The following is a 4,740-nucleotide window of genomic DNA, read 5'->3' as shown; positions in this document are numbered from 1 at the left end:
GCTGTGACCGTCCCGTCCGCGGCGCCGCCGGSCGGTCCGGGCGATGCACCGGACCCACCGCCACCGCGCCGCAGGCTCCCACGCTGGGATCCGCTCGTCACCACTGAACGCATCGAACCGGACGTCGGACCGACACGTCGAAGCCCACGGCTTCAGTCGCTGCTCACCGAGCTCGATGAGCGGGACGTCGGCCCGGAAGCTGCGAGCGGGAGTGCTCCATCACCCATGGCGCCGACCGGGGCCACGGGGCCGACCCTGCTCATCCTCGGTCGAGATACGCAAACCGGCCCGCATGCCCCTCGGCGTGCTGCTTGCCTCGCGGCACCTGATCCAGCAGCACCAGGCCCGCCACGAAGCGGCACTGTCCCACCCCGCGCTGCCGTTGACGCCCAGGGCATCGGTGCGATCCGCGCGCACAGCCGATGACCGGGGGGACCTGCCCCACCCCGCGAGTCTGCCGTTGTCACCGTCGGCGGCGCCGACCCCGGATTCGCCCGCGACCGGTCCCGGGCCTCACCTGTGAAGCACCCCGCACGTCGCTAGGAGTCCTCCTCGGCCTCTTCCGGGTGAAGAACCCGGCTCGCCTCCCGCACGAACTTGTCCAAGGCCTCGTGCATGGGCACCAGTTGACGCAAGACCCTCTGCCGCGTGTCGGATTCGGCCCAGGTCACCGCATAGGCAGTGAGCTTCGACGCATCCATCGAGGTCAGATATCCGGCTTGTACGGCCGTGCTCAACGCGGTGGGCGCTCCGTCATCCGAGAGAAGATCGACCAGCTTGGCCACGTCCTCGTAGGCGGGTGTTTCGTCGGGCGAGCTGTGGTGGTCCTCCTGCCACCGCGCCCGTCGCTCGGCGTTTGTCGAATCATCCGACGCCCATACCTGGGCCCGCGCCCGCCACTCCTGCGGCAGCACCCGGGCCGCACCCCGAACCTGCTCCAACTCCCGCTCAACGGCTACGGCCGCATCAAACCGGTGTCCGTCCCCGGCTAGCTTCAGCCCTTCCAGTCTGCTGAAAGCAGCCACAGCAGCCGAGTGCCAACTCCCCTTGTTCCGGCACGCTATGGCTTGACTGATGAACAGCTTGGCCGCATCCCGCACGGACTTCGGGCCTTCGATCGACACCACCTCGTATGACCACCGGGCCCGGACCAGCACCGCGTCGTACGCCTCCGTGTCGGCGTCCAGGTCGGGCCCTGGTTCCATGACGTACCGGTGGACGCCGTCCGCCAGGGCACGTGCGTCGCGGGCGAACTCGGCGTAGACCGCGCGGCGGGCGTCCGTGGCGGCCTGGTCGGCAAGGCCCCGGTTCTGCACCTGCGCGGCAGCCACCGCGCCTCTGCCCCCGGCACGACCGCCCCAGTACGCGGCCAACAGCGCCCCCACCAGCGTGATCACCGCCGCCGCGGCCTCGGGAGATGCCAAGGTGGTCCACAGGGTGGGGTCCTCCTTCCCAGACACGACCGGGCACCACCCTTCCGGCAGATGAGCCCACACACGGTAGCGGCCGCGCGGCGCGGCGACCAGATCGCCGCCCGCCGGGCAGAGCTGAAGCACGAGTGCGTCACCGCCCGCCGACGATGACGACTGCGCCGAGCCCCGGAAATGCACTTGCCGCGACCTCGCTCGTCCATGCCAGGATTCGAGCGTGGAAATGACCGACGTCACGCGTGCGATCGTGGCCGCGACTTCGCTCGCCGCATCCCTCGGCCTGCCGACCCATGACGCAATCGTTCTCCATAATTCGAACAAACTGGCACTGCGACTGATCCCATGCGACGTTCTCGCCCGGGTCGCCCCCGTGGGCCAAGAGGTCGCACGGTTCGAAGTCGAGCTCGCTCAGCGACTCGCCGAGGCCGGATGCCCGGTGTGTCCCCTGGAGCATCGCGTGGACCCACGGGTGTACAGGCGCGATGGCTTCGCGGTGACGCTGTGGACCTACCACGAGCCGGTGACACCTCACCTCCCACCCGTCGACTACGCCAAGGCGCTGGAGCGGTTGCACGCGGGCATGCGCAAGGTCGATGTGCCGAGCGCGAGGTTCACGGACCGGATCACGGAGGCGCAAGAAGTCGTCGCCGACCCGGACCGCTCGCCGGAACTCCCCGACGGCGACCGCGTGTTCCTCAGCGGCAGACTGGCCAACCTGAGACAGGTGATCGACGACCACGGGGCCGTGGAGCAGCTGCTCCACGGCGAGCCGCATCCGGGCAATGTCCTCAGCACGGCGAGCGGCCCGACGTTCATCGACCTTGAGACGTGCTGCCGTGGGCCCGTCGAGTTCGATCTCGCCCATGTCCCCGAGGCGGTCTGCGCGCACTACCGGGACGTCGACCAACGGCTGCTGGAGGACTGCCGACAGCTCGTCATCGCGATGGTCGCCGCCTGGCGCTGGGAGCTTGGCGACCAGTTTCCGCAGGGCGGGCGATTCGGAGAGGTATTGCTGCGCGTGCTGCGCGAGGGTCCTCCCTGGCCGACCCTCGACACCGTGACCAGAGAACTGAACGGACTCTAGGAAACACCGCCGCAGTGCGAGTACGTCAGCTCCGTCCGCGCACCACTCAGTGGTCGCGTCGCTGTGCGCTGGTGACGGCGAGCACGGAAGCGGTCAGTGCCCATACCGCGTAGACGGTCCAGGCTCCGCCGGTCGTCCACGGGAAATCGGTCCGGCGGGGGCCGACCTCCACGAGCCGCGACCACGACTGGTAGAGCGTGGCGTGCCCGGCGACCGCCGACCAGTGGCGGCCCTCGGTAAAGACGATGGGCAGCACGAGGATGACCACCACCGAGGCGATCATGGTGGCCGAGGTGTGCCTGATGACGGTGCCGATCGCCATGCCGACGACCGCGCACACGGGCGCGAGGAGAGCGGACGCCACAACGACACGCAGGGCGCCCGGGTGGCTCATCGGCAGGCCGGCGTCCCGGCCGTCGAGGATGGCCTGCGTCAGCACGAACGAGGCCCCCGCGACGAACGCGCCGAAGACGGTGCCGACCGCCGTCACGACCACCGTTTTGGCGGCCATCACCGAACGGCGGGCCGGAACGGCCGCGAACGTCGTACGAATGGTGCCCGTGCTGTACTCGCCGATGATCGCCAGGGCGCCGATGGCTCCGAGGGCGAGCATCATGACCATGGCGGCGTTCGCCGTGAACGCCTCCCGCAACGCGATTCCGGCACGGACGTAGTCGGCCCGGTCCGCCGCGCTGCGCTGTGCCCAGTAGGTGTAGGTGTCGTAGGCGGTGCCCGCGTTGAACGCGATGACGGCCAGGGCGGTGACCCCGTACGCGATCCAGGTCGAGCGCAGCGACCGAAGCTTGATCCACTCGGCGGCCACCAGGTCGAGGAAGCGGGCACGGGGTTCGGCGCCAAGTCCGTCGACGGGGGCATGTGTCATGGTCACTGGGCATCTCCTGCGAGGTATTGCACGCTGTCGGCGGTGAGCTCCATGAACGCCTCTTCCAAGGAGGCGGACCGAGTGCTCAGGTGGTGCAGCGGAATGCGGTGCTCCATGGCGATCTCACCGATCCGGACCGCGCTCACACCGGTCACGGCAAGCAGGTCGCCCGCCGTCTCCACGGCCGCCCCCTCGGCCGTCAGCAGATCACGCAGGACGTCGGCGGCGAGTGTGCCCACCGTGACGTGTCGCCGGGTGCCACGGGCGGAGAACTCCGTGAGGCTCTCCGCGGCGATCAGCTCGCCGCGCCCGATGACGATCAACTCGTCGGCGGTGTGCTCCATCTCGGACATGAGATGGCTGGAGACGAACACCGTGCGGCCCTCGGCGGCGAGCCGCCTGAACAGGTCACGCACCCACTTCACGCCTTTCGGGTCGAGGCCGTTGAGCGGTTCGTCGAAGAGCAGTACCGGCGGTTCGCCGAGCAGGGCGCAAGCGATGCCGAGCCGCTGTTTCATGCCGAGCGAGAATCCGCCGATACGGCGCCGGGCGACCTCGGCGAGGCCGACCTCCCGCAGCACCTCCTCCACCCGGCGCTGCGGAATGCGGTTGCCGCGGGCCAGGGCGGACAACTGCGCCACCGCGCTGCGCCCGCCGTGCACATCGTGCGCGTCGAGAAGGGAACCGACATGACGCAGCCCGCGGGGCCGGTCGCGAAAGGGACGACCATCGACGGTGACGGTGCCGCTGGTGGGCTCGTGCAGGCCGAGGATCATCCGCAGGGTGGTGCTCTTTCCGGCGCCGTTCGGTCCGAGGAACCCGGTCACCTGCCCGGGTCGCACGGTGAAGGTCAGATTGTCGACGGCCGTCGTGCCGCCGTATCGCTTCGTGAGCTCATTGACTTCGATCACGGGGACAACGATGCCGGTGAGCGACCCGGACCGGCATCGGGCCACCGGTGACAAGCGCGGGGCCCGGGTGTCGACCACGGTTGTACAGCCACGGTCGGCTGCCCGTCGAGTACGTGGTGCTGCCGCGAGCGCCGACGTATTAGCACATGAGGGGATGAGCCGGTAGTCCCTGGATCCGGGGATACGCAAGAGGTGTGATGTACGGCACACTCGGATGTGGCGTAGGGCGCGGCGAGTGCCCCGCGTGCCTCACTCGGTGGCCTGGGTCGCGTCCGCAGGTTCGCGGTGTCTGCCCGGACGCGGGGCCCGCGCGGCAGGCGTGACTCTGCGGACACCCGACCTAGGGGGGCGCGTGATGGGTGCACAGGACGTACGCGGTACGGCAGCGGCCGAGGCGCTGGCGTACCGCGTACGTCCTGTGCACCCATCACG

The 4,740-nt window shown here is 69.6% G+C and carries 4 protein-coding genes; 1 reads left to right on the top strand and 3 read right to left on the bottom strand.

Translation table 11 applies throughout. From position 1 onward, the window contains the following. Positions 1-539: 539 nt before the first annotated feature. On the bottom strand, positions 540-1,667 hold the full coding sequence (locus AB8Z36_RS30080; RefSeq protein ID WP_369216541.1) for a hypothetical protein: 1,128 nt from the start codon (positions 1,665-1,667) through the stop codon (positions 540-542). Here AB8Z36_RS30080 and AB8Z36_RS30075 point away from each other — a divergent pair. After that, entirely contained in the window at positions 1,654-2,514 is an 861-nt protein-coding gene (locus AB8Z36_RS30075; RefSeq protein ID WP_369216544.1) for a phosphotransferase, read from the top strand. The two genes, AB8Z36_RS30080 and AB8Z36_RS30075, sit on opposite strands and share 14 nt — an antisense overlap. Positions 2,515-2,560: 46 nt before the next feature. On the opposite strand, the gene AB8Z36_RS30070 is transcribed toward AB8Z36_RS30075, so the two are convergent. Further along, a complete protein-coding gene (locus AB8Z36_RS30070; RefSeq protein ID WP_369216543.1) occupies positions 2,561-3,397 on the bottom strand; it encodes an ABC transporter permease subunit in 837 nt (278 codons plus the stop codon). A gap of 2 nt (positions 3,398-3,399) precedes the next feature. Then, complete coding sequence (locus AB8Z36_RS30065) at positions 3,400-4,308, bottom strand: ABC transporter ATP-binding protein (protein ID WP_369216542.1); 909 nt, start codon at positions 4,306-4,308, stop codon at positions 3,400-3,402. Positions 4,309-4,740: the final 432 nt, after the last annotated feature.

This window comes from Streptomyces flavofungini (assembly GCF_041028215.1).
GTDB lineage: Bacteria > Actinomycetota > Actinomycetes > Streptomycetales > Streptomycetaceae > Streptomyces > Streptomyces flavofungini_B.
This window is presented reverse-complemented; position numbering and strand designations above follow the sequence as displayed.

Coding starts and splice junctions, on each gene's coding strand:
- AB8Z36_RS30075 (WP_369216544.1), top strand. CDS start 1,654: ATGACCGACGTCACGCGTGCGATCGTGGCCGCGACTTCGCTCGCCGCA.
- AB8Z36_RS30070 (WP_369216543.1), bottom strand. CDS start 3,397: ATGACACATGCCCCCGTCGACGGACTTGGCGCCGAACCCCGTGCCCGC.